Source organism: Burkholderia arboris, assembly GCF_038723655.1.
In the GTDB taxonomy this organism is placed as follows: domain Bacteria; phylum Pseudomonadota; class Gammaproteobacteria; order Burkholderiales; family Burkholderiaceae; genus Burkholderia; species Burkholderia arboris.
In genome coordinates this window covers 943,434-970,360 of record NZ_CP109823.1, presented here as the reverse complement: position 1 = coordinate 970,360, position 26,927 = coordinate 943,434, and the positions used below count along the sequence as shown (strand labels likewise).

Genomic DNA, 26,927 nt, shown 5'->3' with positions numbered 1-26,927 from the left:
CCGTTTCATGGCCAAGTTCTTTATCGATCGCCCGATCTTCGCGTGGGTGATCGCGATCGTGCTGATGCTGGCCGGCGTCGCATCGATCTTCAAGATGCCGATCGCGCAGTATCCGACGATCGCACCGCCGACGATCCAGATCCAGGCGAACTATCCGGGCGCTTCCGCGAAGACGGTGGAAGACACGGTGACGCAGGTGATCGAGCAGCAGATGAGCGGTCTCGACAACTTCCTGTACATGTCGTCGACGAGTGACGACTCGGGCAACGCGACGATCACGCTGACCTTCTCGCCCGGCACGAATCCGGACGTCGCGCAGGTGCAGGTGCAGAACAAGCTGTCGCTCGCGACGCCGAACCTGCCGCAGGTCGTGCAGCAGCTCGGCATGCAGGTCACGAAGTCGAGCAGCAACTGGCTGATGTGGTTCGCGTTCAACTCCGAGGACGGCAACATGTCGAAGGAGGACCTGACGAACTACGTGGCTTCGCACGTGCTCGATCCGCTGAGCCGTGTGAACGGCGTCGGCCAGACGCTGCTGCTCGGTTCGCAGTTCTCGATGCGGATCTGGCTCGACCCGACCCGCCTGACGAACTACGGCCTCACGCCGATCGACGTATCGACTGCGATCACGCAGCAGAACGTGCAGATCGCGGGCGGCCAGATCGGCGGCACGCCGGCCAAGCCGGGCACGATGCTGCAGGCGACGATCACCGAATCGACGCTGCTGCGCACGCCCGAACAGTTCGGCAACATCCTGCTGAAGGTCAACCAGGACGGCTCGCAGGTCCGGCTGAAGGATGTCGGCCGTGCGGCGTTGGGTTCGGAGAACTACACGTTCGATACGAAGTACATGGGGCAGCCGACGGCCGGCCTCGGCATCCAGCTTGCGACCGGCGCGAACGCGCTGGCCACCGCGACCGCGCTGCGGGTCAAGATCGCCGAGCTGTCGAAGTACTTTCCGCACGGTCTGGTCGTGCACTACCCGTATGACACGACGCCGTTCGTGCGCCTGTCGATCGAGGAAGTGGTCAAGACGCTGCTCGAAGGTATCGTGCTCGTGTTCCTCGTGATGTACCTGTTCCTGCAGAACCTGCGCGCGACGATCATCCCGACGATCGCGGTGCCGGTGGTGCTGCTCGGCACGTTCGCGATCATGGGACTCGCGGGCTTCTCGATCAACACGCTGTCGATGTTCGGCCTCGTGCTCGCGATCGGCTTGCTGGTCGACGATGCGATCGTGGTGGTGGAGAACGTCGAGCGGGTGATGGCGGAGGAGGGCTTGTCACCGAAGGAGGCGACCCGCAAGGCGATGGGCCAGATCACCGGCGCACTCGTCGGCGTGGCGCTCGTGCTGTCGGCGGTGTTCGTGCCGGTGGCGTTCTCGGGCGGCTCGGTTGGCGCGATCTATCGTCAGTTCTCGCTGACGATCGTGTCGGCGATGGTGCTGTCGGTGCTCGTCGCGTTGATTCTGACGCCGGCCTTGTGCGCGACGATCCTGAAGCCGATCCCGAAGGGGCATCACGAAGAGAAGAAGGGCTTCTTCGGCTGGTTCAACCGGACCTTCGACCGCAGTCGCGATCGCTATACGGGTGGCGTGAACCACGTGATCCGGCGCTCGGGCCGCTGGCTCGTGATCTACCTGGCCGTGTTCATCGCGGTCGGCGTGATGTTCGCGCGCCTGCCGAAGTCGTTCCTGCCCGATGAAGACCAGGGCTACATGTTCATGATCGTGCAGACGCCGTCCGGTTCCACGCAGGAAACGACCGGCAAGACGCTCGACAACATCAACACGTACCTGACGACCGCCGAGAAGGATGTGGTCGACTCGGTGTTCACGGTCAACGGCTTCAGCTTCGCGGGCCGCGGCCAGAATGCGGGCCTCGTGTTCGTGAAGCTGAAACCGTACGAGCACCGCCAGCGTTCGGACCAGAAGGTCCAGGCGCTGATCGGCCGGACTTTCGCGCACTACTCGACGTACAAGGACGCGATGGTGATCCCGTTCAATCCGCCGTCGATTCCCGAACTCGGTACGGCTGCCGGCTTCGACTTCGAGCTGACGGACAACGCCGGTCTCGGCCACGATGCGCTGATGGCCGCGCGCGGCCAGTTGCTCGGGATGGCGTCGAAGGATCCTGCACTGGCGCTGGTGCGCCCGAACGGCCTGAACGATACGCCGCAGTACAAGGTCGACATCGACCGCGAGAAGGCGAATGCGCTCGGCGTGACGGCCGCCGCGATCGACCAGACGTTCTCGATCGCGTGGGCGTCGCAGTACGTGAACAACTTTCTCGATACCGATGGCCGGATCAAGAAGGTCTACGTGCAGTCGGACGCGCCGTTCCGGATGACGCCGGAAGACATGAACATCTGGTACGTGCGCAACAGCGCGGGCGGGATGGTGCCGTTCAGCGCGTTCTCGACCGGTCACTGGATCTACGGTTCGCCGAAGCTCGAGCGTTACAACGGCGTGTCGTCGATCGAGATCCAGGGGCAGGCCTCGGAAGGCAAGTCGACCGGTCAGGCGATGGCCGCGATGGAAGCGCTCGCGAGCAAGCTGCCGGAAGGCATCGGCTATTCGTGGACGGGCCTGTCGTTCCAGGAAATCCAGTCGGGTTCGCAGGCGCCGATCCTGTATGCGATCTCGATCCTCGTCGTGTTCCTGTGTCTCGCGGCGCTGTATGAAAGCTGGTCGATCCCGTTCTCGGTGATCATGGTCGTGCCGCTCGGCGTGGTCGGCGCGCTGCTCGCGACGATGTTGCGCGGCCTCGAGAACGACGTGTTCTTCCAGGTTGGCCTGTTGACCACGGTGGGCTTGTCCGCGAAGAACGCGATCCTGATCGTCGAGTTCGCGCGCGAGCTGCAAGCGAGCGGGAACATGGGGCCGGTGCGGGCGGCGATCGAGGCGGCGCGCCTGCGGCTGCGTCCGATCCTGATGACGTCGCTCGCGTTCATGCTGGGCGTGCTGCCGCTCGCGATCAGCAACGGCGCGGGCTCGGCGAGCCAGCACGCGATCGGCACCGGCGTGATCGGCGGGATGATCACGGCGACGTTCCTCGCGATCTTCATGATCCCGATGTTCTTCGTGCGGGTTCGCGCGATCTTCAGCGGCGAGACGGAAAACGTCGACGACGCATGGCGTCTCGTGCAGGGCGACCTGCAGCGCGGTCACGGCGACGCACACGATTCGAAGGGGCAGTAACGATGCAAAAACACGCTTTGACTGCAACCGCGGTCGCACTGGCCGCCGCGCTCCTTGCCACGGGCTGCACGATGGCGCCGCATTACAAGCGGCCCGACGCACCCGTCGCGCAGGCGTACCCGGCCGGCGGCGTCTACGCGACGCAGCCGGGTGCGGCCGGCGCGCGCAGCGCGAACGGCCAGGCGGCGACCGCCATCGGCTGGCGCGAATTCTTCGTCGATCCGCGCCTGCAGCGGCTGATCGAGATCGCGCTGAAGAACAACCGCGACCTGCGCGTGTCGGTGCTGAACATCGAGGCGGCGCGCGCGCAGTACCAGATCACGCGCGCGGGCCTGTTCCCGACGCTCAACGGTACGGGCACGGGCAACATCCAGCGCCTGCCGGCCGGTGTGTCGACGACGCAGCAGCCGCTGATCACGCGCAGCTACAACGTCGGGCTGTCCGCATCGTGGGAACTCGACCTGTTCGGCCGCGTGCAGAGCCTGAAGGACCAGGCGCTCGCGCAGTACCTGTCGACCGCGTATGCGCGGCAGGCGTCGGAGATCTCGCTGGTGTCGCAGGTGGCGGATCAATACCTGACGCTGCTGTCGACCGACGACCTGCTGCAGGTCACGGAGAACACGCTGAAGTCCGCTCAGGCGCAGTACGACCTGACCAAGCTGCAGTTCGACAACGGCACGGGCTCCGAGCTCGAGCTGCGTCAGGCGCAGACGGTGGTCGAGACGGCGCTTGCAAACCAGCAGGCGCAGGCGCGTGCCCGCGCACAGGCGCTGAACGCGCTGGTGCTGCTGATCGGCGAGCCGCTGCCGGACGACCTGCCGGCGGGCATGCCGCTCGACGCGCAGAACCTGCTGACGGACGTGCCGTCCGGGTTGCCGTCGGATCTGCTCACGCGCCGTCCGGACGTGATGCAGGCCGAGCAGACGCTGCTGGCCGCGAACGCGAACATCGGCGCGGCGCGTGCGGCGTTCTTCCCGAAGATCTCGCTGACGGCGGCGTTCGGCACCGCGAGCCCGACGCTGGGCGGCCTGTTCAAGGCCGGCACGGCGGCGTGGTCGTTTGCGCCGAACATCGCACTGCCGATCTTCGAGGGCGGCGCGAACATCGCGAACCTCGATCTTGCGCACGTGCAGAAGCGCATCGAGATCGCGAACTACGAGAAGGCGATCCAGTCGGCGTTCCGCGAAGTGTCGGATGGCCTGGCCGCACGCGGCACGTACGACCAGCAGATCGCGGCGCTGGAGCGCAACGAGCACGCGCAGCAGCGCCGTTTCGATCTGTCGGACCTGCGTTACAAGAACGGCGTCGACAGCTACCTGTCGGTGCTGACCGCGCAGACGGACCTGTACTCGGCGCAGCAGACGCTGATCAGCGCGCGTCTGGCGCGCTGGACGAACCTGGTCGACCTGTACCGCGCCCTGGGCGGCGGGTGGGTCCAGCGCGCCGGCGAGACGCCGCGCGCGCCGGATGCACCGGTCGACTACGACAAGGCGGCCGCTCCGGCGGCGGCGACGAACGGGTAAGCGCAAGGAAGGGCCGGTGCCCGTCGAACCGGCTGTACGCAAAAAGAAAACGCCACGGATTTGCGTCCGTGGCGTTTTCTTTTGCATGGCTGCCCGGCGGGCAGCGGGGCGTTACGTTACCCGCTGTTTCGTCCAGAGCGTACGACCGAGGAACGTGAGCGTGCGATCCCAGGCCATTTGCGACCAGACCGGATCGAACTGCGTACCGGCGATGCGGCCGGGGCCGACGGCCGTTTCGTTCGCGAACGCGTGATGCGCGAGATAGCGATGGAATTCCAACCCGACCTTCGCATCGGTCAGCTTCTTCTCCAGGGCATCGACCTGATCGATCGCGAAGAACGCATCCTGCGTCGCCCAGTGACCCATCAGCGGCACCTTGAGCTTGGCCGGATCGATGTAGTCGAGCGGCGGCAGGCCGTACCAGATGACGCCCGCGTCCGCATCGGCGTACTGCAGCGACAGCAGCGTGAGGGCGCCGCCCATGCAGTAGCCCGTCACCGCGACACGCGATGCCAGTGTCTTCAGATACGTGACCGCGCCGGGAATGTCCTGCGATGCGGCATCGCCGAAATCGAGCCCCGTCATCAGGTGGTGCGCTTCTTCTTCCTCGACCGTCGACTTGCCGCGATACAGGTCGGGCACGAGCGCGATGTAACCGCAGCGCGCGAGGCGATCGGCGACGCCGCGGATCTGGTCGTTCAGCCCCCACCATTCCTGGATGACGACGACCGCGGGCGCGCCTTCGGTCTGTGCCGGCGTGGCGAGATAGCCCTGCAGTTCCTGGCCGTCAGGGCGGCGAAACGTGATCATGGAACCGGATGTTTGAGACATGAAACCGCTCCTTTTCGAAAAATGCGCTGAGTGCGGCATCGGGCCGGCCGGCGAGCGTCGCGATTCAGCCCGCGTGCGTGACGGCCGACGCCGACCACGCGGCCATTCTATGCGCAAACACCGGCGGCTTGCGTGAACCGTGCCGTGCCGCATGCGGCCGGCGCCGGGAGCGGGCGCCCCAAAAGCCAACACCCCGCCCCGATGAACGGGAGCGGGGTGCCACGTGTGCCGCGCGCGTATCGGAATACGCGTTTGCGGGTCCGGCTTACTGGCCGAAATAGACGGAATCGCGGCCGTCCTGCTTGACCGCGATCGCGCGGCCGGCGCGCACGCCGGCGGCAGCTTGCACGCCGTAACCGGTTTCGTCGCCGTTCGTCACGCGGGCCTGGGCGGTCTGCAGCGCGCGCGGGTAGTACTGATCGGAGACTTCGGGCTTGTAGCCGGCCTGTTCGAGCTGGACGAGTTCAGCTCGGACCTGGGCACGCGTCAGCTGGCCCGACGGGTTCGATTGAGCGAATGCGCCGTACGAGGCGGACAGGGCGGTTGCGGCGACGACAGCGGTGATGAACGACTTCATGATGACCTCCGGTTCTGTTGATTTCTCGCTTCGCTTGTTGCGTTCAGCGGTTGATTGCATCGTAGCGATCGCGTTACCGGCCGGAAATAGGCGTTGCAGCGAATCATTATTGCAACTGGGTATACGATCCGCACGCGGGTATTTTGTCTGATTATTTCGGGGCGGCCGGACGGCAGGCCCGACCTTTGGGGAGCGGTCCCGTCGATCGGACTGCCGAGGTGGAGCAGGAAGGTGAATCGCATTCCGAAGTAAATGGATGCGGCGCCGGCATCGCCTGCTGTGCGTCACGCAGCCAGGACGGCTTGCCGCTTCCGGTATTCCGCCGGCGTGATCCCGACGTGCCGGGTGAACGACCGCCTGAGCGTGTCGACGTTCGCGAAGCCGCATTTCGCGGCGACCTGCTTCGGCGTGTCGTGACCGTTTTCGAGCAACTGGCGGGCGGCCGAGATGCGGGTCGCCTCGACCCACGCGGCCGGCGTCATGCCGACTTCCGCGCGGAACAGCCGCGCGAAGTGGCGCGGGCTCATGCCCGCATGCTTCGCCAGCGCGGCGACCGAATGCTCGCGTTCCGGATGCGCGGCGATCCAGCGCTGGACTTCCTGCAGCACCGACCGCCCGGCGGGGCGCGCCTCGCCCTTGCGGCTGAACTGGAGTTGCCCGCCCGGGCGCTTGAAGAACATCACCAGTTGCGCGGCGACGCGCCGCGCGATCTCGCGGCCGAGATCTTCCTCGACCAGCGCGAGCGCGAGATCGAGCCCGGCCGTGACGCCGGCGCCGGTGCGCAGCTTGCCGTCGCGCACATACAGCGCGTCGGCGTCGACGACGAGCGACGGATAGGCTTCGGCGAGCGCGTCGGCGGCGGCCCAGTGCGTGGTCAGGTGGCGCCCTTTCAGCAGGCCGGTGGCCGCGAGGACGAATGCGCCGGTGCAGATCGAGCCGTAGCGCCGGCTTTGCACGGCCGCCGAGCGCAGCCACGCGAGGACGTCGGTACGCAGCGTGACCTGGCCGGCATTCGGCGCGCCGGCGACCAGCAGCGTGTCGATGCGCTCCGGGATGTCGGGCGCGATCCAGTCGGGCAGCAATCGTGCGCCGGACGAACTGCGGATCGGACCGGGCCCGCACGCGATGATCCGCAGCGCATAGAACGGCTTGCCGCATTCGGCGTTCGCCTGCGCGAACACGTCGAGCGGCGCGGAGACGTCGAGCAGCTGGACGCCCGGAACGGCGAAAATCCCCACGACCTTCGGCATGATCGGTTGCGTGTTGTGTCGAACGTGATGCGTAGCAGTATAGGGCTGCGCCTTTCGGCGCGCAGGCACCGTGTCCGTCCGTCGCGCGAAATGGCAGGATATGGCGTAACACGTCTATTGGAGACAGCTATCGGACTCCGGAGAATCGAGGGTGTCTTCAATGGAGGTCGATCATGACTGTGAACGTTGCCGGCATCACCCTTCCCGATACGCGGCTGACGCGCGAGATTACCGAGCTCGTGCGCGATACCGAGTCCGAGCTGCTGTTCCACCACTCGAGCCGCGTGTTCTATTTCGCGGCGCTGGCGGGCCAGCGGCGCGGGCTCACGTACGATCCCGAGCTGCTCTACTGCGGCTGCATGTTCCATGACATGGGGCTCACTCACCGCCACAGCAGCGCATGCGAGCGCTTCGAAGTAGACGGCGCCAACGCCGCCCGCGATTTCCTGAAGGACAAGGGGATTTCGCAACAGGACATCGATGTCGTGTGGACCTCGATCGCGCTGCACACCACGCCCGGCATTCCGCAACACATGCATCCGGTCGTTGCGCTGGTCACGGCGGGTGTCGAGATGGACGTCCTGGGCCTGACGTATCCGGAATACAGCGAGGTCGAGCGCGAAGCGGTCGTGCGTGCGCATCCGCGCACGCCGCATTTCAAGGAGGACATCATCCAGGCGTTCTACGACGGAATCAGGCACAAGCCCGGCACGACGTTCGGCAACGTGAAGGCCGACGTGCTCGCGGACAAGGATCCGCATTTCCATGCCGGCAACTTCTGCAGCGTGATCCGGGCGTCCGCGTGGGCCGGCTGACCGCGGACGACCGGCCGCGCTTCAGCCGACATTGATCGATTGCCCGGCGTACAGCACGTTCGGCGCCGACGCCATGCCCGGGTTCAGCTGCAGGATCTCGTTCAGCGCGCGGGCATCCTGCTGCCCGCGCGTCATCGTCTTCTGGTCGTCGGGCGACACATGCGCCGCATCGAGCAGTGACTGGCGATGTGCGTCGGCGATCACCCACAGCGAATCCCCGGCCACGACGATATACGGCTGGGCGGCCGGCGACGGCGGCGTGGACGGCTGCGCGGGCGTCGTGCTGCCCGGCGCGCCGTTCGTCTTGCCGGTCGTGCCGGTCCCGGGCGGTTGCGTGGCGGTGCCGCCTGGTGCGAGCCCGGCCGTCGGCGTGGCGCCGGGCTGCGGCGGCTGATGCGATGGCGACGCGGGCGCGGGCTGCGGCTTGTGGGTCGTCGATCCCGATCCACCCGAAGGCGAGCCGAAGAACAGGCTCTGCAACTGCGTGAAGCCCCAGATCCCGATCGGCACGAGAATGAGCGCGGTCGGGTATTTCTTGACCCAGCGCGTCGCGTTAGGGAAATGGGTGTTCAGGCGCGCGCCAAGCAGCATCGCCGTCGACGTCGCGGCCGTCGCCGCGAGGGTGTAGTGGCCCTTGTCGTACTGCGCGATCGTGCCGGCGATGCCGCTCGCGACGCCGACGAAATCCGACGTCGAATCGATCAGGCGTACGACGCGACTGCGCTTGTCCGCGTTCACGCGATGCGCGCTGACCGCATAGACGAGGCCCGAGTACGTTGCGGCGAGCGCCGCGCTCGCGGTCGTGAGCGCACCGGCGACGGTTGGCGTGGTCATCAGCCCGTGCACGCCGACGGCGATCGTCCCCGAATAGCCGACGATCGCGCTGCCGCGCCCGACGAGGCCGAGCAGCCGGCGCGAATTGGCGTGATGCAGCTGCGTGAGCGACGTGCCGCCGACCATGCCCTGCATGTTCGCGAGCAGGTCGGCCGACAGGTCCTTGATCTGCGCGGCCGCATCGTCGAAGCCGATGAGCCCCTGGCGATGCATTTCGACGAGCTGGCTCGCCTTCACGCGCGTCTCGTTCGTCAAAAGGTCGAGCTGCTGGAGCCGCGCCGGATTGTATTCGTGCACCGGCGCGTTCAACTGCTGCGCGAGCGAGCGCTGCAGGCGGTCGAGCACGTCGTGCACTGCGCGCGGGTCGCCGCTCTGCAGGCTTTGCACCGCGCCCTGGTGCATCGCGCCGAATACGCGGCCTGCGCGTGCGCCGACGAAGAGCGCGGTGTTCGCGTGCGTCAGCGCATCCGAGCTCATCATGTTCATGCCGTTGAACACGTTCAGCGCGACGAGCGAGCTGGCCCCGGCGACCGTGCCGCCGAATCCGAGCGACCAGGCCCAGTCGCGCTTGCCGAACGACGGCCGGTGAACGCGCAGCGCGTTGAGCTGCGCGAGCGCGGCTTGCTGCGGGTCGCCACGCTGGTGGCTCGGCTGCGAGGCGATGTCGCGGTTCACGAGGACCGGCTTGGTATCGTCGATTGCGAGCTTCGGATCGGCCGCTACCGCGCGCCAGAAAGCGGTGCTCGATGCATCCGGGTTCGCGTGGGCCTCGATCTTGTGTTCGGTGTCGGGCTGCGCGTACTGGTCCAGCCAGCGGTTGCCGGCATCGCGTGCGCGGAGTTCGGCCCGGTTGGCCGGGGCCGTACTGTTCCAGTAGTTATCCTTTGCATAGGTGATCGTCGCCTGCCGTGCACGATCCATCAGCGCGGTCGTATGGCCTTCGTACAGTTCGGCGCGCAGCGCGGCGAGCTGGTCGGGCGTCATCCCGTTCGCGAGGCCGATACGTTCGACTTCGGCGAACAGCACCTGGTGCTGGTTCGCGAGCGTTTGCGTGCCGATCCGTTCGAACACGCGCGTGAGCGCGTCGGCACCGTGCAGGCGCGCAAGCTTGTCGGGCGCGTGCAGCTTGTAGTCGACGAGCGTGCGGGCGAGTGCGGCGGTCAGGTCCTGGTTCGCGACGAAGTCCGAGCCGTGCGTTGCATACGACAACCCGAGGTGAACCCAGTCGAGTTCCTTGCGGTCGAGCACGGCCTCGACGAGCTTCAGGTGGCCGTCGCCCGGCACCGGTTCGAGCACGGCGTCCCAGCCGTGGAACGTCACCATCACGTGCGGCGCGTTTGCGTCGGTGTTTCCGCGTGCCCATGTTTCGAGTGCGTCGAACGTGCGCACGTAGTCGTGATACGCGTCGTTGGTACCCGCGAGCGTGCGCTGGTCTTCCGCCGACACGAGCGCGCGCGACGGCGCGGTTTCGAGGCGCAGCACGAAGCCGCCTTCGGACGCCGCGTCGAGCCATTTGAACAGGTGGTCGAGATCGTCGAGTTCGAGCTGGCGACCCGTGCCGTCGATGTCGATGCGCGCGTTCGCCTCGTCGAACTTCGCATTGTCGAGCTTGCCGAGTTCGCGCACGCGGCGGATGAATGCCGGGTCGTGTTTCCTGCCGAGCGCGGCGGCCAGCGAATGCGGATCGACCGCGACCGACACGACCGGCATGGCGCCGCCATAGCGTTTTACGAGCGCGAGCATCTCGTCGGGGTTGTCGCGCAGCGTGAAGCCGCGCGCCATCAGCGCGATGCGATCCTGGATCTCGACCTTCGCGCGTGCGTAGGCCTGCAGCGCACGCCGGTCCGCGGCCCGCGCGACCGACAGATAGGTGATCGCGCTTTTCGCGTGGCGGGACAGCACGTTGGCTGCATGGTCGGGCCGCGACAGCGGGCCGCGCCACGGCATGCTCGACGCGTCGCGCGCGAGCCGCAACGGGATGCCGAGCGCCTTCATCATTACGCTGTCGGCCATCATGACCTGGCGCGTCGTGCCGAGGTCGAGCGGCTCGCCAGTGCGGCCCGCGAACGCCTTGACGCGCTCGTGCTCGGGGAACCAGTTGTCGACTTTCGCCTTGCCGAAGCGGAGGGTCCATTCGGCGATCGTTGCGCTCGACAGGCCGGGTTGATAGGTCTTGATGCTGAACGGTTTGCCGGCGGGGCGCGCCGGCGACGCGGCCGGTGCCGGCACCGCCGGCGCGTTCCGGGTGCTTTTCCTGTTTTTGCCGCGAGCGGGCTTCTTCGGCTTCGCCGGCGAGCCGGCGGCCGACGCGCCGGGCGCGGGGGCGTTGGCCAGCCGGGCCTGCTGGTTCTGCGCGGCCGTCAGTTCGGCCGCGATGCGGCTCTCCAGTTCGCCGAACGGCGCGGACGATTCGGCGGCGGCTTTCCGCAGCTGCTTGCCGAGTTCGTCCTGTTTCAACTGATAGGCGGCGACCTGTGTCGGTTTCGTGCGTGCGTCGAATGCGGCCGGGTCGAGCCGCGTCACCAGGAAATGCCGGTTCGAGCCATCCGGACCGCCGCCGATCTTCGTCTTGTCGAGATCGACGCCGGGCTTGCCCGTGTCGTTGAAATGCGCGGCATCGTCGAACCACTGCAGCGTGCCGTCGCGTGTCGCGAGGATGCCTTCCGGCTGGTGCAGCGTATCGATCAGCGCGCCGTCCGTGCCGTAGACGTAGATGAAGTATTCCGGGCCGACCTGGCCGAGATCGATCACGCGCCGCAGATGCAGCGTGTTCGCACCGCTGAAGTCGTGCACGTCGTCGGCCGATTTCGGCAGCAGGTTCGGCGCGATCCACCGATGCGCGAGCGGCGTCGCCCCGGCAGGCGGCTTGCCGGCCGACTGGATCCTGCCGAGCCGGCGTTGCACGCGATCGCTCAGCTTCAGCGGCGGCGGCTTCTGCTCGGCGACCGGCAACGCCCGCTCGGCAGGCTCGAAGCCGCCGTATCGGGATACCGCCGATTCCGGCAGCGAGGACGGCACGAACACGACGCCGCGCCGTCCGTCGGGCAGGCCGCGTGCGCGGCGGCGGAATGCGGTGCCGAGATCCTGCCCGCCGATCGACGCGTCGCCGACCGAGGTCTTCTCGTGATAGGTCCAGCCGCTGCCGCCCTGCGTGGGCTCCGCGTAACCGAGCACCTTGCCGGTCTTCTTGTCGACCGCGAAGATCGTCGCGCCGTCGTCCGCGGCCTTCGCGGCCGCCTTGGGCCGCTTGAATTGTGGTGCGTTGGCGAGTTCGCCGATCTGCTCGACGACCGCTTGCGCGGGCGCTTCGCCCGAAGGGTCCGCATGCCAGACGCGCTTCGAGTCGATGGCTTCGACCTTCGCCGCGCCGCCGAATTGCCGCAGCTCGTCGAGCGATACCGGCGACAGGTAGAAGTCGAATTTCGCACGCGTTTCATGCGGCGTTTCGCTGCCGTTGCGCTTGCGTGGACGCGTACCCGGATATACCGCGTCGCGTACGTCATGTGACGGCGCGCCGCCGGGATCGGCCGATTCGACCTGGCCGGGCTGGCCGTGTGCGTCGGTCTTCAGGCTCGCGACGAACTCGGGCTGCGGATGCGTGCCGTCGTCCGCCGGCCGGTCGACATGCTTCGCGATCAGCACATGTGCGTTGGGGCCCGCGTATTGCGCGAGGTCGCGGATGTCGGCCAGCTGCGTGCCGTCGATCCGCTTCAGGTCGCGTTTGCCGTGCGCGTCGAGCCAGTCGGCCGCGCGCGACTCGGGCGTGAGCGCGGGCGTGGCCGGCAAGAAGGACGACGGGTCCGGCATGGGCCACATCATCATCGACGGCATCGTTCGCGGCGCCGCGCCGGTTCGTCCGGCTGCGCCGTCGCGCAGCGCCTGCTCGGCCTGCGCGCGGTACAGCGCCCGATAGACGGGGTTGCCGGGCAGCGACGTGGGGGCGTTGCCGAACGCGTCGGCGAGGCGCGCGAGGCCCGCCGCGTCGCCGGGCATCACGTGGTCGGCTTCGCGCGCGATCGCGTCGGGGAGCACCGCATGCTCGGCGATGTCGACGCCGGTCGATTCGAGGATCTGCTTGCGCACCGCGAACGCGTTGGCCTGCGCGCGCGCCTCGGCGAGCAGCGTGCTTTGCACGTACGCGTCGGGGCTGCTGGTGTCGAGGTCGAGCCGGTTCGTGGCCACGTCGACCGCGTGACCGATCTCGTGCGCGAGCACATAGACGATCGTGCCGGCGTGGCGCAGGCCGCCGTCGATCACGATCCGGCGCTGCTCGGCATCGACCTTGCTGCCGGCGCCCGCGCGGCCCTGCACGATCTCCCAGCGGCCGGGGTTCAGCAGCCGCATCTGGTCGGCGAGCAGGCTCGACTGGCCGGCGAGCGCATAGGCGGCGTCGGGCAGCGGGGCGCCACCGAACCACATGCGGATGCGCGCGATGAGCGACGGCTTCTGGACGAATGCGCCGTCCGGCAGCGATTCGCTGATCGCCGGATGCGCGAGCTCGACGCGGCCGCTCGCGATGCCGCGCTGGAGCGGATCGATGACGGCATCGATCATCGCTGGCGTCCGGTTGGCCGCCGGGTCCGGATGCCGGATCAGGACGGAAGGGTCGCTGAAGTAGAACCGGCCCTGCGCATCGAACAGGCCTTCGAAGTCGAACGACAGGCCGTGCCGTGCGGCGATCTCGCGCATCGCGACGAGCTGCTGCATCGATTCGCGCATCACGCGTTTCGGCAGGATGCCGTTCATTACGTCGATGCTGCCGAGCTCGGCAAGCGGGCTGTACATCACCGCCATGCGCCCGAGGTACGTGAACGGCCCGTCGACCGTGACCGTGCGCATGCCGAGCTGCCTCAACTGGTCGAGCCCGCGCATTTCATGGGCGAGCATCGTGCGCGCCTTGTCGCCGCCGGCGTCGAACAGGCCGATCGCGTTGCGCTTGCCGAGTTCGAACACGGCCTTCGCGGTGCCGGCGCCGAGGAACGGGCCGAGCAGGTCGGCAGGATCCACGCGCCGCGACGGATCGCCGGCGACGTGCAGCCCGTTGCCGTCGACGGCGAGTGCGCCCGCATCGATCCGTTCGCGCGGCGACGGCGTGTAGCGCGTCCATGTGCCCGGGCCGCCGAACTGCATGCGGTGCGTGCCGTCGGTGCGCGACTCGCCGATCGCGCGGACCGTGCCGCTGTCGGGCACGTAGATCGTGCGTTGCCAGATGTTCGCGAGCCATGCGCCGTGTGCCGCGCGCGCGTCGCCGCCTTCGAGAACGACGGGGGTGCCCGCCTGCGCGGGCCCGAGCGCATGGCGATGGTCGATCGAGTAGTCGACGGGCGTGGCGGGGCGGCCGTGCGCATCGAGCAGGCCGCCGGCCGCATCGGTTTGCGCGTGGACGAGCGTCAGCGGTTCGCCGTTCGCATAGGACACCGGACCGTTGCGGGAGAATGTCAGTTTCGGCGCGCCGCCGCCGAACCAGCGCCGGGGGAACGGCGACGCACGGTCCGCGTGCGCGTGGCTCCACTGCACCTGTTCGTCGAGCGTGCGCGGCAGCCGTGCGCCGCCGCTGCCGCCGGACGACTCGGTCGTGTGCGGTGCGGGCATGTGCAACGATGCGTTGCCCGGCTGTTGCTGCCGGTCCCACGCGCGGCCGTAGAACGTGCTGTAGCGCTCGCCGTCGCGGCCCGACACGGGGGCGTTGCCGAACGCGTCGGCGAGGCGCGCGAGGCCCGCCGCGTCGCCGGGCATCACGTGGTCGGCTTCGCGCGCGATCGCGTCGGGGAGCACCGCATGCTCGGCGATGTCGACGCCGGTCGATTCGAGGATCTGCTTGCGTACCGCGAATGCGTTGGCCTGCGCGCGCGCCTCGGCGAGCAGCGTGCTGCGCACGAATGCGTCGGGGCTGCTGGTGTCGAGGCCGAGCCGGTTGTTCGACACGTCCGTCGCGTGGCCGGCTTCGTGCGCGAGCGTATAGACGAGCGTGCCGTTGCTGCGCAGGCCGCCGTCGATCACGATCCGGCGCCGGTCGACGTCGGTGCGGCTGCCGCGTCCCGCGCGGCCCAGCACGACCTGCCAGCCGTCCGACTTCAGCAGCCGCATCTGGCCGGCGAGCAGGCTCGACTGGCCGGCGAGCGCATAGGCGGCGTCGGGCAGCGGGGCGCCGCCGAACCACATGCGGATGCGCGCGATGAGCGACGGCTTCTGGACGAATGCGCCGTCCGGCAGCGATTCGCTAATCGCCGGGTGCGCGAGCGCGATGCTGCCGTCGTCGATGCCGCGTTCGAGCGGCTCGATGACGCTGTCGATTTCCTCGAGGGTGGACTCGATTGCGCCGCGATTGTCCGAGCGCGAGATGGCCGACGGATCGCTGAAGTAGAACTCGCCGTGCGCGTCGAATACACCCTGGAAGTCGAATTCCAGGCCGTCGCGCTCGACGATCGCGCGTATCGCCGCGAGCTGTCGCATCGATTCGTGCGTGACGCGCTCCGGCAGCGCGCCGAGCGAGACAGCCCGGCTGCTGAGTTCCGCGAGAGGGTGGTACAGGATCGCGATCCGGTTGCCGACCGAGAACGGGCCGTCGATGGTCAGCGTGCGCAGCCCGTAGCGGCGCAACAGGTCGAGCCCGTTGCGTTCCGTGCCGAGCGCATCGTAATGATGGGCGAGCTGGCTGTCGCGCGGCCGCCCGGGATCGACGTCGTACAGGCCGATCGCGTTGCGTTTGCCGAGTTCGAACACGCTTTTTTCGATGCCGGCCCCGAGGAACGGGCCGATCAGCGCTTGCGCATCCAGTCGCCGTGACGGATCGCCCGCGATGTGAAGGCCGTTCTCGTCGGCGGCGAGTTCGCCGTAGTCGATTCGCTCGCGCGGCGATGGCGCATAGCGGGTCCACGCGGGCGCGCGATCGAATCGCACCTGGGCCCTCGCGACGGCAGGATTGCCCGCGGCGGCGTCGAGCGCGCGGATCGCGCCGCCGTCCGGCACGTAGACCGGCCGTTGCCAGGTGTTCGTGAGCCACGCAGCGGCGGCGTGTCCGTTGTCGGCGGCCAGGACGAGCGCGCGGCCGCTGCCGGCGCTGGTCGACGTGCCGGCCAGGAAGTTCGCGATCGAAAAGTCCAGATGCTGCGCGGGGCGGCCGTGTGCGTCGAGCAGCTGGCCCGCGGCGTTGGTACGGCCGTGGATGACCGTCAGCGGTTCTTCGGTCCCGGACGACGTGCGTTCGTCCAGAATCCGGAGCGTCATCTGCCGTGGCTCGCTGCGCCCGCGTTCGGCAAACGGCGAGATCGCCTCCGCATGCGCGACGCTCCACTGCACCTGTTCCTCGAGCGTGCGCGGCAGGTGCGTGCCGCCGCCGGCCGCGTCCGTCGTGTGTGGCGCGGGCATGCGGCGCGGGGCGCCACCCTGACGTTTCTGCTTGTCCCAGATGCCGTCATAGAAGGTCTGGTACGTCTCGCCGCGGCGCCCCGACACCGGCGCATCGGCAAACGCGTCGGCGAGCCGTTCGACCGTGCCGGCATAGTCGCTCGACGGCCCCCAGCGGTCGGCCTCGTGCTGGAGCGCATCGGGCAGCGTCGTTTTCGACGCGATGTCGCCGCCGCCCGCGAGGTCGATTTCGTAGCGCGCTTCGAACGCGTTGATCTGCGCGCGCGCCTCGGCTTCGAGCGCCTTGCGCGTGAAGCGGCTGCGGCCGCTGTAGTCGAGCGAGTCCAGCGTGCCGTCGATCGCCTCGACCGCGTGCTTGGCCTCGTGCGCGAGCGTGTACGTGATGCTGCCCGAATCGTGCAGTCCGCCGTCGATCGTCACGCGCCGCCGCTTCGGGTCGATCCGGCTGCCGCCGCCGCGCTTGCCGAGGCTCACGCGCCAGCCGGCGTCGCTCATCATCCGCAACTGCTGCGTGAGCGTGTCCGATTGCTGCGCGAGCGCGTGCACCGCGTCCGGCAGCGGCGCGCCGCCGAAGCGCATCTGCAGCCGCGTGAACAGGCCCGGACCGGCGAGTGACGGATCCTGCGGGGCTTCGGTGGTTTCCGGGTGGGCGGCGGCTGGAAGCGTGCGATCGTCGGCGCGCGCGTCGCCGGCCCGATTTGGCCGGGAGGCTTCGTTCGTCTCGTTCGCCGCTTCCGATGCAGACCGTTCGGCCGGCCTGACGAGCACCAGGATGCGGTTCGGCGCGCTGAATGCGCCGTCCAGCGCGCGCGCCGCGCGAGCGGGTGGTTGCGGCGGCAGGGCGGCGCGGGTTTCCGGATCGGTGGCGTTGCGCCGCGTCGTCGCGAGCACGACGACGGTGTCGTCGTTCGCGGGCGGCGGCGCGCGCCGCGCCGCGGGAGCGTCCGGATTCGGCGCATGCGGGTCGGCTTCGGCGATGCCTGCCGCATCGGCGTGCGGCGCCTGCGCGTTCGTGCCGACGACGCGGCCGCCTGCCGCTGGCGCGTCGGGGGCCGGCAGGTAGCGCGTCAGCGGTGCATCCGCGCGCAGCGTGCCGTCCGCGTGCAGGGCATCCGGCGCGGCCGCGAACACCGGGCGCTGCCAGCGGTTCGCGAGTTCGGGCGCGACGTGCGCGTCCTCGGCATCGGCGACGACGATGATCGGTTCCGCGACGTCGGCGGGCGGCGCGCCCGCCGCGCGCGGCCGCGCCGCCTTGGGCATGGCGGCGGGGTCGTCGCCGTTGCGCACGATGAACAGCGTGTGTTCGCCGTAGTCGAGCGCTTCGACCGACGGGCCGCGCGGCACGGAGACGCCGGCCGGGTCGAGCGTCGCGGGCCGGGAGGCCGGTTCGGCGTCGGTCAGGTCGATCACGCGGACCGGCGTGCGTGGCGCGGCGCTGGCCGGTTCTTCGAGGGCGCCGGCGCCGGGTGCGCCGGGGGCTCGTGCGACGGCCGGGTCGTCCGCCGCGCGCAGGTCGCTGCTGCGGCGATTCTGCGCGGCGACATGCGAATCCGACGAGCGGGTTTCCAGCTGGCTCTCGTCGCGCGCGGCCTGCGCTTCGCTCGTGCGCTGCGCGTTGCGCGCGCCAGCCGAGACGGTGGCGGTGGCCGGGTTGCCCGCTTCGGTGGCGCGTGCCGCGGCTTCGTCGGCCGCCGCCGTCGTCGGTGTGTTGTCGGCCGGTGGCGCCGGGTCGTTCGCCGGTTGCCGTGTGTTGTTGCGCGACGGGGGCGGCGTCTTCGCGACGAGCTTCGACGGCGCATTGATTTCCCCGTCGCTGCCGAACGACAGCCGGTCGCCGGTTGCCGTGACCGAATCGACCTTCGTGCCTTCGGTCCACGTCTTGCCCGTCAGCTTGACGACGGTCAGTTCGCCGTTCTCGCCGAGCATCACCGATTCGCCGTGCGGCAGGTTGTTCAGGTCCTTGTTGTTGAGCCCGTCGAGCACGCGCACGGGCATGTTGTCGTAGGTGAGCACCTTGTCGCCGGCCATCAGCGTGCCGTCCTTCGCGACCGTGATGTCGACGCCGTCGAGCGACGCGCGCGTGGCCCCGAACGCGAGTTGCGACGGTTCGTTCTTGTTCAGGATTTTCTGCAGCTGCTGGCCGTCGATCGAAATGTTCTCGCCGCCCGCCGTGCGGGCGACCAGTGGCCGGCCGGTGACGCGCACCGCTGCGTTGACCATGCGGTCCCGCACGCCGCCCGCGCCCATCAGCGCCACGTTGGTGACGCCGGACTTGATGTCTTCCCAGCCCTGTTCGCTGTTCCCGTGGGCGAATGCGACCCCGGCTTCGACGAAGCTCTCGCCTGCGGCGCCGACGCCGGTGACGAGCGACGTGCCGCGCACGATCGCGGTGGTCACGCGCGCGGCCTTCGCCGAGCCGGTAAGCGCGGTGATCGTCTTGCCGAACACTTCCGACCCGGCGAACTTCGCCGCGCCGGCCGCGCCCATCGGCACGAGGTTGAGCCAGTCGCCTCGCGCCCCGGCGTCGGTGAACGGATTGATGCTCTGGTTGTGTTCCCACCGCGAGCCGATATCGATCGCGGATTTCGCCATGCTCGAACCGATCGCCGTGTCCATCATCACCGCGCCCGCGAAGTTCAGCGCGCCGCCGGCGAACGCGCCGACGCCGGTTGCGTCGAGCAGCACGCCGGCGCCGTCCATCAGCAGCCCGAGCCCCATCATCCCGAGGTTCACCTTGCCGCCGGTCAGCGTGTTCAGCGCACTGTCGAACCAGTCGTCGTGATGCGCGGACTTCTGCTGGAACTGCGCGTGACCGTTGTCGTCGTAACCGGTCACGAGGTCGAGCGTGCCGCTCGACGCCAGCTGGTTGTTGTCGAGGTAGTCGCCGACGTTGTCGTAATTCGCGGACGTGTCGTCGACGTACTGGACGTTGCCCTTGCTGTCGGTGACCTTGAACAGTGCGCTCGTCACCATCCCGGCCGTCTTGTCCGAGTAGATCAGCGGCAGGATGTTGACCTGCGTGCCGCTGCCACCGCCGAGCTTCAGGATTTCGCCGCGCACCTTGTTGATCGTGTCCAGCTTGTCCTTGTCGGTGTAGCGGACCGAGTCGTCGTTGACGGGGGCGGCGGGCGAGCCCGAATCCGGCGACGGCTGCACGTCGGGCGCGAGCCCGATCGCGGTGCCGATCAGGTTGCGCTGCTCGTTGTCGGTCAGCTTGCCGAAATTGATCGTCGCGGCCTTGTTCGTGCTCGCGCCCGCCTGGTCGAGCAGCGATTGCGACAGCTCGCCCTGGTGCGCGCGGAAGAAGCCGTCCAGCGCCTTCGAATAGGCATCCTTGTCATCCTGGCTCTGCGGGTTGCGCAGGTTCTCGGCGAGCCCCGCGTCGAACTGGTCGAGCAGCACCTGCTGGTGCGACATCTCCGTCAGCAACTGCAGCTTGTTGATGTTCGCGTCGGCCTGCTGCAGGTCGTTGCGTGCCTTGTCGAGCGGGTCCTGATAAGGGTTCGGACGCAGCGGCGTGCGCATCGGAATCTCGTCGCCGTTCACCTCGCGCATCCGCACCGGCGTCGGGTTGTTCGCGTACCAGTCGTCGTAGGTTTTCTGGATGTCCGCGAGCTTGCCCTTGAGTACGCCTTCCTGCGTCTGCGCGCTCGCGAGCTGGAATTTCGCGGCTGCGTCGTTGAACGTGTTGGACAGCCGGCCGTCGGCCGCCCGCAATGCGCCCGCGACGACATGGAGTTTTTTTGCGTCGAGCGCGGTCTGGCCGGTCGCGGTGGTCGGTACGGACGTGTTCGAGCCGGGTGGCTGCAGCACGAACGACGGGTTCGTGAACAGCGTCGTGGGTGGCAGCGACGTCGACAGGCTGGCTGCGGGCGCCGACGTGCTCAACGACGACGACGGGGTCTGCGTCGTCGACGGAGCCGGCGGACTCGATGTGCCCGGCGTAGACGCCGCGCTCGGCAGCGACGTGCTCAGCGACGGCGACGGTCCGGCCGAAGGGGATGGCGTCGTCGGGGGCGGCGGATTCGTCGACAGCGTCGGTGTCGGGTTCTGCAGCACGAACGGCACCTTCGGCTTGAGCTGCGCATCGATCTGCGCGCCGGCGTCGTCGTACTGCTGCGCGAGCGTCTGGCCGTAGGCGACGACGAAGCCGTCGTGCGCGAGGCTCGCCTTCTGTTTGGCCTGCGTCAGCGCATCCGATGCGGCGGCGAGGTCGGCGTCGACTTGCGGATGCGGGTCCAGCGAGCGCGGATTCGCGGTATGCCAGTCGTCGGATGCGGTTTTCGCGGAGTCGTACTTGGCCTGCAGGTCGTCGACGGTGAGCTGCGCGCCGAGCATCTGCATGTAGCCGCCGCTCGTGTTCGCCTGCGTCGTCGCGCGATCGAGCGCGGCCTTGTCGTCCGTCGCCGCGCCGGGTGTCGAGCCGATCAGGCAGGCGCTGTCGGTGTCGTACTTCTGCTGCAGCGTCGTGACCTGCTGCGCGTCGAGCGACGCCGCATAGGCCGCGTTCGAGTAATTCGCGATCTTCGCGGCCTGCGCGACGTTGGCCTGCACGGCGTTCATGTCGACGTTGCCGTTGGCGTCGGCCGGCGGCGCGTCGGGCAGGTCGATCTGCAGTTGCAGCGGCGCGAGCGCATCGTTCAGGTTGCCGACGCCGGTTTCGATGGCGTCCTTGTAAGCGGGATCGGCCATATACGACTGGAACTGCGTATAGGCGAGATTCGCGTTGCTGACGTCCGCCCAATACTTCGCCTGGCCGGTCACCGCGCCCGACGTCGCCGATTGCCAGTCGTCGTAGGCCTGGACCTGGGCGGGCGTCTTGCAGTCGCCCTGTTGCGGGATGAAGTTCGGATTCGCCTTCGTCTGGTCGGGGAACAGCTTCTGCAGCGCGGCGAACTTCGCATCGGCCTGCTGCTGCGCGGGACCCTCGATGTTCTGGTTCGTCGGGTCCGAGCTGTACTGGTCGGCCTTCGCCTGTTCGCCGTACAGGATCCGGTAGCCGGCGTCGGTCGTGACGCCGAGTTCGCGCTGCGCGGTGTCGGCCGCATCGTGCGCCTTCGTGTAGTTGTCGAGTGCGGACTTGCGCTCGTCGGGCGTCGAGTCGGGGTCGCGATTCGCCATCCGCAGCACACCCTGTGCGCCTTGCAGCGCCTGTTGTGCGTTGTCGTATTTTGTCTGCGCGTCCTGGATCACGCCCTGCACGGCCCGCGTCGTGTCGTTGTCGACGGTGATCTCGGGCGGCGCCACGCGATACTGATCGGCCATGCTCTGAAGCAGTGCGGTGGCCGACGCGATCTCGGGGTTGGTCGGTTTGGACGGATCGGTGCCGAGGTCGGCCTGCACCGGGATCGGCGGCGCGGTCGTCGGGTTGACCGGGTTGGCCGGGCCGTTGGTCGGGCCGTCGTTGGACGTACCGCCCGCATTTTGCGGCGGCTTTGGCGCAAGGTCCGGATTCAGCGTTTGCGACAGGAAACGCTGCCAGTTCAACCCCAAACCCATTCCGTCGATGGACAGCATGCAAGGCTCCCGTCAGGCGCGGCCGTACGCGGGATGCACGCCGCCAGCGCCGCATGGCGCGAATTCGAGTGTACGGAAGCGGCTGGAGCGGGCGCGGGGGCGATTCGTAGCGGGTGACGAGGGGGAGCCGGCCGGTCCGGGTGCCGCTACGAGAAGCGGGCAGGTCGAGAACGTACGCGGCATGGGCGATCGCGCGGCAAGGCGGCCCGCGCATCGCTACGCGCAGGTTCGATCGTTACAGCTTCCTTTCGGTGCGGGAGTCTGTCTTACTTTTTGCTTTCGTCGCATATGATCAGGTATGCGAAACAATGCGCCGCGATGGAGGCATCGTGGATGATCGGTACCGCGTGCGCTGGATCGAGCGATGGATTCGGCGGCACGAGTACAGGCTGTCTGCGTGCATGTGATCGGCGGAGGAACCGGATCGGATGACGGCGGGCAATTCGCTTGCGTTGCCGGCAGGGGCCAACTGGATCGTTCCGGTATCCGGCGAGGGGCAGACTTGCCGGTTCGTGCGGCCGACGGAGCGTTGGACAAAACCGGAAGGCTGCCGCGGAATGGCGTGGCTGCGGCGCGGGAGCGGGGTGATCGCATTGGGACACAACCTGCGTGCATCCGTCGGAGAATTGTTACGTGACAACTTCAAGTCGTGATGAATGAGTTTATATACTGAATGCGTGTAACACGTCGGCTAGGCGAATCTCCGATTCGCGCACCCCAATAACCGGTCTTCCAGCCCGGTCGGCAAGCTTGCATCATCGCCATCCGCCATTCCGTGGCAAAACGCCTATAATGATTGGGCAAATTGCCGGAGAGAGGTCATGAGCACCATCGCTTTTCATCCTTCGGGCGTCGCCCATCCGCGTCAGGCCGAATTCACGATACTCGAGCAACTGCTGGCGATCCGCGTCCGGTCGGGCGCGGACCTGGCCGAGCTGGCAAGTGCGCGCGTCGACGTGTCGGTGATCGACCGGCTGTCGGAGCGCGGGCTGAAATCGGACGAGCTGGCCTTCATCATTCCACGCCGCACGCTGAGCCATCGGCGCCAGGCGCACGAACGCCTGTCGCCGGAGGAATCCGACAAGGCGATCCGTCTTGCACGCATCGTCGCGCAGGCGACGGCCACGTTCGGCGACCAGGACAATGCGATGGCGTGGCTGCGCAACGGGCTGCAGCGCTTCGGCGGCCGCACGTCGCTCGACATGGCGAGCACCGAGCATGGCGCGCGGCTCGTCGAGGAAGTCCTCACGCAGATCGACGAGGGGTACTTCGCTTGACGACGCTGTGGCGGATCAGCAATTACGCCGACCTGAAAGGCATCGGTGGGTTGCGGGCCGGCGGGCGCTGGCATTTTGCCGGGCAGCCCGTCGTGTATCTCGCCGAGCATCCGGCGCTCGCACTGCTCGAGACACTCGTTCATTTCGAAATCGCCACCGTCGCGCAGTTGCCGAGCGGATACCAGTTGCTGCGCATCGAGGTGCCCGATTCGGTGGATGTCGCCGAAATCGCGGAAGGCGACGTGCCGGACGACTGGCAAACGAATGTCGACTGGACGCGCAGCACCGGCACCGAATGGCTGCACACGCAGCCGAGCGCGCTGTTGCGCGTGCCGAGCGTCGTCGTGCCGCACGCGCACAACTTCCTGCTGAATCCGCTGCATCCGGCGGCACTCGAAATCCGCATCGCGGAAGTCATGCAATCGCCGTACGACACGCGGATTCTGCGGCTCGTCCAGTCGAAGCCGGGCGAATAGCGGACAGAAAAAGGCGTGCGGTCAGCGCTCGTGTGCGGCGCGGTCCGCGGCGGCATCGGGCGGCAGCGTCTGCCGGATGCGTGTGACCGTTCGCGTGCTGACGAGACCGAGCATCGCACTGACATCGGCATGCGCGTGGCCGGCGAGCAATTGCCGGCGCGCATACGTGTTGCGCAGCACGCGCGGGCTCATGTCCGCTGCGTGGAAGCCGATTGCGTTCAGCGCGTCGCGTACCACCAGCAGCAGGAACATGTCGTTCATCGCGCCACCGCCGCGCGGTGCGGGGAACAGCAGCGTCGATGCCCGCGTGTCTGCCGAATGCGCGCGCCATGCGGCGAGCGGCGCCAGCACGAACCCGGCAAGTTCGATCCGGCGCGCTGGCCGCGCGCGATCGCGCGGCACGGACAACGCCGGTGGCCGCGCGTCGAGATCGGGCGCGTCGCAGGGCATCGCCCGAATCTCGGCCGACGTGATGCCGCTCGCGAGCAGCAGCGCGACGATCGCACGATTCCGGCAGTCGGCCGAGGTGTCGTCTGGTCGAGGCTGGACGTGACGCTGCAGCGCCGCGTCGGCGTCGGGCGGCAGGTAGCACGGCTCCGGCTCGCCGACCGGCCATGCAAGATCGCGCGTCGCCCGGCCGGCCGGATGGATCGTCCGCACGCCGGTGTCGACCAGGTGCCGGCTCAGCCGGTCGATCAGCTTCGCATAGCGCACGCGCGTCGACGTGCCGGGCGTGCAGGTGCGGTCGAGTTCCGCGAGGAAAGCCGCGACCTGGTCGGGCCCGAACGTGGCCAGCGACACGCGGTGTGCGACCAGGTGGCGCAGGAACCGCTCGAACATCGCGACGTGCTGTACGACCGAACGCGGCGCGAACGGCCGGTGGCCGGCGCCGGTCGCGGCGGTTTCCTGCCATGCGCGAAACGCGCCGACGGGGTCGTGAATCCAGCGATTCGTGTCCATCCACGATTTATAGCCGGACACGGTGACGCCGGCAATCGTCTCCCGATGTCCAGGCGGCCGGCGCGCCCCGATGCAACCGGCGCGTCAGTGCGCGATACGCGTGTCGTCGACGCCGTCGTTGTTCATCGTCAGGTAAACAAGCACGAGCAACAGCGTGATGAAGAAGCGGAACGCATCCGGCACGCCGTTCCATTGCTTCGACATCCACATCCCGAACCATTCGCCGCCGACCGACATGAACGCGACCTGCCATGTGAGGAAGCCGAGCGTCAGGCCGGCGATCGCGCACGCCTTGGCCGCCCGGAACGCCGAATCGTCGGCGCGCCGTGCGCGCAGCAGCCGGATGCCGCCGATCCAGCACAGCACGGCCGTCAGCGTTTCCATCGAAATGATGCCGATGTAGCCGGCGTGATGGATCCACGTCGTGCCGATCGCGCGATACATGATCCCGTTGCCCGGGAAGGTGGTGTCCATCAGGAACACGTGGTGCACGAATGCGAAATTCGTCGCATAGTCGGTGATGTTGCCGAACGCGACGAGCGATGCAAAGAAAGCCATGGCGAGCACCATGGCTGCCTTGGAACAACGAATCATCATCATGGACTCCGAAATGAATGGGCAGTCGAAAGCGCGACCGTGCGGCGATGAACCGGCGTTCGGGGCGAGACCTGCGTAAATGTGCACGGCTGAGCCGGCGGATTTGCGTGCGTGTGCACGGCGGCGCGGAGATCGGGACTGGAAAACCTGAAGCCGGTGCGGCGTCGAGGAGACGCACGCGCCGGCTGGATCGAGTGCCCGCGCCAGGAGGGAGCGGCGATTGTCGGCCGAACCGCAGGCGTCGTCAAGCAGGGCGCGGCGTGCCCGTGTCGCGCAGCAGCGCTGCCTGCCGCTGCCGTTATGCGTCGCGCGAAGGTGCCGCGGCCGCGCCCCCGTGCGCCCGTCCGCTCAGCCGCGCGAGCGCGGCGAATGCCAGTTGCGTCGCGATGGCCGCGAGCGTGCCGGCCGCCATGCCGTTGCCGAGCACGATCTGCACGGGTGCGCCGAAATGGCGATACAGGTTCGGCACCAGGATCGGCGCGAGGCCGACCACCAGCGCGGCCGCGAGCGTGTACTGGTTGGCGCGTGCGTGCAGGTCGACGCTTGCGAGCAGCCGGATGCCCATCACGCCGATCATCGCGAACACGACCAGCGCGGTGCCGCCGACCACGGCGGCCGGAATCGCATACGCAAGCCGCGCGAGCGGCGCGAACAGCGCGATGACGATCAGGATTGCGCCGGCCGCGGCCGTCACGTAGCGCGAGCGCACGCCGGTCGTCTGCACGACGCCGATGTTTTCTGCGCTGGTCACGATCAGCGGCGTGCCGAACAGCGCGCCGGCCAGCGACGCCAGCGCGTCGCCGCGTATCGTCTTCGGCACGTCGCGCGGCAGCGAGATCGTCTTGCCGCACGTCTCGCCGACGGCGACCGTCTGCGCGGTGGCCTCTGCCATCGAGATCGCGGTGAAGATCAGCAGCGGCAGCGCGGCGAGCAGGTCGAAGCGCGGCATTCCGAACGGCAGCCACACCGGATGCGTGAACAGCGGTCCGTGCCACACGTCGGCGAGCGCCGGCATTGCGTCGAGCGCCCAGCCGAGCGTCGCGCCGGCCACCAGCCCGATCAGCACGGCGAGGCGTCCGCCCGTGCCGCGGAATGCACCGGCGGCGGCGACGGTGGCGACGATCGTCGCCAGTGCGAGACCGAGCGCGCGCGGCTGTGCGAAGTCGGCCGAGCCGGGCTGGCCGACGACGATCGTCGCGTAGATCCGGATCAGGTTGACCGACACGAGCAACAGCATCGCGCCGACGACGATGCGCGGAAAGAGCCGCAGGCAGCGCGTGAAGACGGGCAGCAGCACCCAGTAGAACGCACTGGCGAGCAGCGCGGCGCCGGTTGCGGTGGGCAGCCCCGATTGCGCGGCGATGCCCGCGAACAGCATCGTCGGAGCGCCGCCGGGCACCATCACGAACGGCAGGCGTGCGCCGATCGGGCCGGCGCCGAGCGATTGCACCAGCGTGCCGATGCCGCACGCGAAGAACGTCGCGCCGATCAGCTGGACCGTCAGGTCGCCCGGCAGCGCGAGGACCTTCGCGATCAGGAAGACGGCCGTGATCGGCGACGCGGCCATCGACAGCACGTGCTGCAGCCCGAACAGCGCGAGCTGCCACGCGGGCAGCTTGGCATCGACGGGCGGAGAGATCGGATCGTGCGGCACGGCAGGCCCCTCGGAAGCGAACGGCGAAAACGGCCGGAAACCGGCGGCG

General features: G+C 68.3%; 12 protein-coding genes. 5 read left to right on the top strand and 7 right to left on the bottom strand.

Features of this window, described 5'->3' with window-relative positions; translation table 11 throughout:
* Positions 1-7 precede the first annotated feature (7 nt).
* Both OHZ10_RS36870 and OHZ10_RS36865 read left to right on the top strand, forming a co-directional pair.
* The gene (locus OHZ10_RS36870; protein ID WP_342706156.1) at positions 8-3,199 is read left to right on the top strand and encodes an efflux RND transporter permease subunit; all 3,192 of its coding nucleotides are present in this window, start codon (positions 8-10) and stop codon (positions 3,197-3,199) included.
* Positions 3,200-3,201: 2 nt separating this feature from the next.
* Positions 3,202-4,722: an efflux transporter outer membrane subunit gene (locus OHZ10_RS36865; protein WP_342706155.1), complete on the top strand. Its 1,521-nt coding sequence runs from the start codon at positions 3,202-3,204 to the stop codon at positions 4,720-4,722.
* A gap of 111 nt (positions 4,723-4,833) precedes the next feature.
* On the opposite strand, the gene OHZ10_RS36860 is transcribed toward OHZ10_RS36865, so the two are convergent.
* The 3 genes from OHZ10_RS36860 to OHZ10_RS36850 all read right to left on the bottom strand — a co-directional run bounded on the left by OHZ10_RS36860 (position 4,834) and on the right by OHZ10_RS36850 (position 7,380).
* Positions 4,834-5,553, bottom strand: coding sequence for a dienelactone hydrolase family protein (locus OHZ10_RS36860; RefSeq protein ID WP_342706154.1), 720 nt, complete (start codon positions 5,551-5,553; stop codon positions 4,834-4,836).
* Positions 5,554-5,818: 265 nt separating this feature from the next.
* On the bottom strand, positions 5,819-6,130 hold the full coding sequence (locus OHZ10_RS36855; protein ID WP_059241071.1) for a DUF4148 domain-containing protein: 312 nt from the start codon (positions 6,128-6,130) through the stop codon (positions 5,819-5,821).
* A gap of 284 nt (positions 6,131-6,414) precedes the next feature.
* Complete coding sequence (locus tag OHZ10_RS36850; RefSeq protein WP_174994618.1) at positions 6,415-7,380, bottom strand: GlxA family transcriptional regulator; 966 nt, start codon at positions 7,378-7,380, stop codon at positions 6,415-6,417.
* A gap of 173 nt (positions 7,381-7,553) precedes the next feature.
* Between OHZ10_RS36850 and OHZ10_RS36845 the strand changes: the two genes are divergently transcribed.
* Positions 7,554-8,195 (top strand): HD domain-containing protein, encoded by a 642-nt coding sequence (locus OHZ10_RS36845; protein ID WP_059241069.1) that lies wholly within the window; start codon positions 7,554-7,556, stop codon positions 8,193-8,195.
* 21 nt (positions 8,196-8,216) lie between these two features.
* Here the strand turns inward: OHZ10_RS36845 and OHZ10_RS36840 are convergent, their stop codons facing one another.
* Entirely contained in the window at positions 8,217-21,914 is a 13,698-nt protein-coding gene (locus OHZ10_RS36840; protein WP_342706153.1) for an LWXIA domain-containing protein, read from the bottom strand.
* Positions 21,915-22,735: 821 nt separating this feature from the next.
* On the opposite strand from OHZ10_RS36840, the gene parS reads away from it, so the two are divergent.
* Together parS and OHZ10_RS36830 are read left to right on the top strand one after the other, a co-directional pair.
* The gene (gene parS, locus OHZ10_RS36835) at positions 22,736-23,191 is read left to right on the top strand and encodes a type II RES/Xre toxin-antitoxin system antitoxin (RefSeq protein WP_262531115.1); all 456 of its coding nucleotides are present in this window, start codon (positions 22,736-22,738) and stop codon (positions 23,189-23,191) included.
* Positions 23,188-23,667 carry an RES family NAD+ phosphorylase gene (locus OHZ10_RS36830; protein WP_342706152.1) on the top strand — a complete coding sequence of 160 codons (480 nt, stop codon included), beginning with the start codon at positions 23,188-23,190 and terminating at the stop codon, positions 23,665-23,667. The genes parS and OHZ10_RS36830 overlap by 4 nt, the downstream gene beginning before the upstream one ends.
* Positions 23,668-23,688: 21 nt before the next feature.
* Here the strand turns inward: OHZ10_RS36830 and OHZ10_RS36825 are convergent, their stop codons facing one another.
* The 3 genes from OHZ10_RS36825 to OHZ10_RS36815 form a co-directional block, all read right to left on the bottom strand.
* On the bottom strand, positions 23,689-24,627 hold the full coding sequence (locus tag OHZ10_RS36825) for a tyrosine-type recombinase/integrase (RefSeq protein WP_059241066.1): 939 nt from the start codon (positions 24,625-24,627) through the stop codon (positions 23,689-23,691).
* 84 nt (positions 24,628-24,711) lie between these two features.
* A complete protein-coding gene (locus tag OHZ10_RS36820) occupies positions 24,712-25,224 on the bottom strand; it encodes a DUF2165 family protein (RefSeq protein ID WP_174994615.1) in 513 nt (170 codons plus the stop codon).
* 298 nt (positions 25,225-25,522) lie between these two features.
* Positions 25,523-26,878, bottom strand: coding sequence for a uracil-xanthine permease family protein (locus OHZ10_RS36815; protein WP_059241065.1), 1,356 nt, complete (start codon positions 26,876-26,878; stop codon positions 25,523-25,525).
* Positions 26,879-26,927: the final 49 nt, after the last annotated feature.

Coding starts and splice junctions, on each gene's coding strand:
- OHZ10_RS36870 (WP_342706156.1), top strand. CDS start 8: ATGGCCAAGTTCTTTATCGATCGCCCGATCTTCGCGTGGGTGATCGCG.
- OHZ10_RS36865 (WP_342706155.1), top strand. CDS start 3,202: ATGCAAAAACACGCTTTGACTGCAACCGCGGTCGCACTGGCCGCCGCG.
- OHZ10_RS36860 (WP_342706154.1), bottom strand. CDS start 5,553: ATGTCTCAAACATCCGGTTCCATGATCACGTTTCGCCGCCCTGACGGC.
- OHZ10_RS36855 (WP_059241071.1), bottom strand. CDS start 6,130: ATGAAGTCGTTCATCACCGCTGTCGTCGCCGCAACCGCCCTGTCCGCC.
- OHZ10_RS36850 (WP_174994618.1), bottom strand. CDS start 7,380: ATGCCGAAGGTCGTGGGGATTTTCGCCGTTCCGGGCGTCCAGCTGCTC.
- OHZ10_RS36845 (WP_059241069.1), top strand. CDS start 7,554: ATGACTGTGAACGTTGCCGGCATCACCCTTCCCGATACGCGGCTGACG.
- OHZ10_RS36840 (WP_342706153.1), bottom strand. CDS start 21,914: ATGCTGTCCATCGACGGAATGGGTTTGGGGTTGAACTGGCAGCGTTTC.
- parS (WP_262531115.1), top strand. CDS start 22,736: ATGAGCACCATCGCTTTTCATCCTTCGGGCGTCGCCCATCCGCGTCAG.
- OHZ10_RS36825 (WP_059241066.1), bottom strand. CDS start 24,627: ATGGACACGAATCGCTGGATTCACGACCCCGTCGGCGCGTTTCGCGCA.
- OHZ10_RS36820 (WP_174994615.1), bottom strand. CDS start 25,224: ATGATGATTCGTTGTTCCAAGGCAGCCATGGTGCTCGCCATGGCTTTC.